This window comes from Bradyrhizobium sp. Ai1a-2, assembly GCF_000426245.1.
In the GTDB taxonomy this organism is placed as follows: Bacteria; Pseudomonadota; Alphaproteobacteria; order Rhizobiales; family Xanthobacteraceae; genus Bradyrhizobium.
In genome coordinates, this window is sequence record NZ_AUEZ01000185.1 from 1 (window position 1) to 3,883 (window position 3,883).

1 protein-coding gene is annotated in these 3,883 nt (G+C 60.0%); it reads left to right on the forward strand.

Annotated elements, in window-relative coordinates; translation table 11 throughout:
* Positions 1 to 1,111: 1,111 nt before the first annotated feature.
* Positions 1,112 to 3,826, forward strand: a complete 2,715-nt coding sequence (locus K288_RS50065; protein ID WP_152535975.1) for an SUMF1/EgtB/PvdO family nonheme iron enzyme — start codon at positions 1,112 to 1,114, stop codon at positions 3,824 to 3,826.
* Positions 3,827 to 3,883 lie beyond the last annotated feature (57 nt).

The window sequence follows — 3,883 nt, forward strand, 5'->3', positions numbered from 1 at the left end:
GGCGTCAAACCCCGAAAGCTTGCAATCTCAAACCCCCTCACGACCGAAAAATCGACTCCACATCAATGGCTTGGGCGATTCTTCACGGACGACGACCTACCGGGGCACGCTGACCGCGCTGGACTGCGCCCTGCCGCAGGACATGGTCATCGTGTGTCCCCACGTCCTGGTCCCCAAGGATACGCGTGAGTCCGAGGTGGGACTCGCCGGTCGAGTATGCCGCCGTTACGCCGTAGTCACAACGGCTCGCGGGACTTCCTTCCCGCCGCCAAGAGTCGCCAGTTCCTCCGGATCGTCCCGGAAGAAGACGTGCCTCAAGAAGTGTCGTTCGACACCGTCGACGGTGCCCGCGGACTTCGATCGTCCTATGTGCAGAGCGTCGGAAAGATCGAGGCAGCGAAACAGATTGAGCGTCCGAAACGGATATCGTCCAAGAAGCACCAACGAAATTCCCCGTTCGAATCCCGATGGGTTCGCGGTTTTGTTCGGGAGTGGTGGAAATTTGGCGCGCCATTCAGAACAAAACTGCGAACTCTTATGTATTTGAAATTGCTTTATAATCTGTTCAAACGAACTACAAGTCCATTGCCTCGGTGCGCGAGCTGCCCCCGCGCAGCGCCCGACACTTGCTGAATCGGGGTAACTTACCGGGCAGGAAGGAGCCATAGGAGAGGTGAGACTAAGGAGAGGTGAGATCAACTTCAGCGCCCTCGCTCGGTTGAAGCCGACAGGCGCCCAACTCCGCCGGCAACTGTGGGGCATCGCGACCGCGGCTGGCTTCCGACCTCGATCGGCTGCGGAACATGCGCTCGCTTCGCGACGTCGATGTGGCCAATTGTCACTCAGCGTGGGGTCCGAGCGCCGATCGGCATCGCCGCCGGAGTGCCAATGGTAAGGGTGTGTTGCTGGAGACCACACGGCTTGGCCGTACGCGCTCACGCTGCACGTCTGACACAACACGCTGGCCGTCAACTGCCGGAAATCTAACGACAAGTACCGCGACACGGCCAGAGCCCAGGCCGCGCCACGCATTTCAAAGGCGACACCTCTTCAATTTCTGGTAGAATTGCCATATATATATTTCAGCTGCGGTGACGCGATCGGGCGGATAGTGTCGCGACTTTTCATCAGCCATTCCAGTAGCAACGACGATTGGGCGATCGCTTTGCGAGACTGGCTGATAGCCGAAGGCTGGGGCGAGCCGGACGATATCTTTCTCGATCTCGATCCGGAGCGGGGAATATCCGCTGGCCAAAAATGGCAGCGCGCTTTTGCCGATGCGGCGACCCGTTGTGAGGCGGTTCTGCTTGTTGTCTCGACGGACTGGCTTGCCTCGACCTGGTGTCGGGACGAGTACCAGATCTCCAACAAATACAACAAAAAACTGTTTGCGCTGATTGTCGACGACACTCCGCTCGGGCGTTTGCCAGCTGGCCTCACAGCGCAGTGGCAGGTCATTCGGTTGCAGGGAGAGCCGGCCGAGCGCTTCATCGCCGTCCACCCGCAAACACAACAGCAGTGGCCGGTCCACATCGCCAAGGCGGCGCTTGCGCAACTCAAGAGCGGCTTGCAAAAGGCTGGCCTCGGGCCTGAAAGCTTCGAGCTGCAGCGAGATGAGAGGGGCTTGTTCGGCTGGCGCTTGCCTTATCGGGGGCTTGAGGCGCTGGAGCCCGAAGACGCTGCTGTTTTCTTCGGCCGAAACGCGGATTTGGTTCGCGGCATGGACGCTCTACGCGGGCTCGCGACGCGCAACCCGCCTCGCGTCGGGGTCATCCTCGGCGCCTCAGGATCCGGCAAATCGTCATTCTTGCGCGCGGGACTGTGGCCGCGCCTAGTACGCGACGACACGCAGTGGCTGCCGCTCAGGCCGATAAGGGCCGGTCTCGGCGGGCCCATAGAAGGCCAGGAGGGCCTGCTGGGAGCCCTGCAGGATGTTTACCAGCGTTTCGCCTTGCGTACGAGCCGGAGCGAATTGCGGGAACGACTGCGAAACGAAGCTGCGTTCATTGACCTTCTGATCGAGCTGCGCCACGCTGCCGCCAAGCGTGCGCTTTTGCTGAGACCGCCATTGCCTTTACCGGTCCTCTGCTTGGATCAAAGCGAGGAGATTTTCGGGAGCGGCACGAATGCGGAGATCGAGCAGCTGCTGCGGTTGTCACGGGCTGCAAGCGACGCCGGCGAAGCGCTGATCCTTACGACTATCCGCTCGGATTCCTACAGCGCGATGCAGAGCGCCAAGGCGCTGATCGGAGTCGAACTGACGTCGCTCAGTCTCGGTCCCGTTCCGCAAGGCGAAATAAGCACGATCATTCGCGAGCCGGCGGAAATCCTGCGCCGCAAAGTAGGCCCCGACTCGCCGGTGTTCGACGCGCAGCTGATAGAGAAACTGCAATCCGATTTCGCCGGCGAGGCAGACGCATTGCCCCTGCTCGCCTTTGTGCTCCAGCGGATGATCCTCGAGCATGCCGGTGAACCCGTCATCGGACTTTCGCAGCTCGACCGATCCGGCGGACTCGCCAAGGCGATCGAAATGGAAGCGGACGAGGCTTTCCGCGATGCCGGATATGCGGGCCGCGTCGACAGCGAACGTCGTGAGGCGTTGAGGAAACTGTTCGTGCCGCGGCTGGTGCGCATCAATCGCGGCAGCAAATCAGCGCAACGATATGCAGCATCGCAGGCCGAATTATCGGCCGATTTGCTGCCGCTCGCGGGTTCTTTAACAAAGCACCGGCTCCTGGTCGTGCGAGCAGATGGCCCCGGCGACCAGAATGTTGGCCAACGCGCGTCCAACGGACGCGACAGTCTATCCGGCACCACGATCGAAGTTGCTCACGAAGCCTTGCTTCGTCGATGGTCAATGCTGACCGAGATTCTCGGCGAGGATCGAGATGCACTGTTGCTCCTCGATAGTGTGCGGCTCGCGGCGGCCGACTGGGCCGAAGCCCCAACCGCCCGCAAGGCGGACTTCCTCGTTCATCGCGAAACTCGATTGGCCGAGGCGCAAGCCCTCGCACTTCGTGGCCCCAATTGGGCCCGTGAAATTGATTCGGCGCAAGCATACTTGGCCGCCTGTGCGGAACACGAGAAAGATGAAAAGCGTTCAAAAGGTCGTTCTCGAACGATAGTCGGAGTCCTGGTCGCAATCATTGCAACGGGAGCCCTAGTGGCGCTGAATTTCGATCACCTGCGCAACGCTTCCTATCGACTCTTTCACGTCCACGCCAAGTCACAAGCCGAAGAACGTGCGCTCCTTGAAAATCGCGTACCGTTCAATGAATGCCGCGACTGTCCCTCGATGATCTTTGTTCTCAAAGGCGTGCTCGACCGCGGTGGCCCTCTCAGTGGAAGTCCCGATGTCAAACGGGAAGCTCCGCTTTCGAAAGTCCCGATCAGGCAGAGTTTTGCGGTCTCAGTGACTGAGGTCACCTTTTCGCAATGGGACGCCTGCGCTGACTACGGTGGATGCAGGTCGACTGTCACCGCCGGCGAATGGGGACGAGGCGACCAGCCGGTCGTCAACGTGTCCTGGACAGATGCTAAGGCTTACGTGAAATGGCTTTCGGCACTAACGGGAAAAAGATACCGGCTACTCTCGGAAGCGGAATGGGAATTTGCCGCCAGAGGTGGGCGGCCAACGAACTACTCCTTCCTGGACGGGAAAATCGACGAGTATGCGTGGTATGCCGACAACACGAGGGATGCACCTCAACCGCACAAGGTGGGACTGCTAAAAGCCAACCAATACGGCCTCAAGGATATGAACGGCAACGTGGCTGAATGGGTAGAAGGTAAGCGGAGCTCTGCGGCCCTCTTGAATGGCGCTTGACGCCTATTTTGTTCGCGTGGCGCGTCGCCGCGGTTTCCATGTGTCGGACAACGCGTT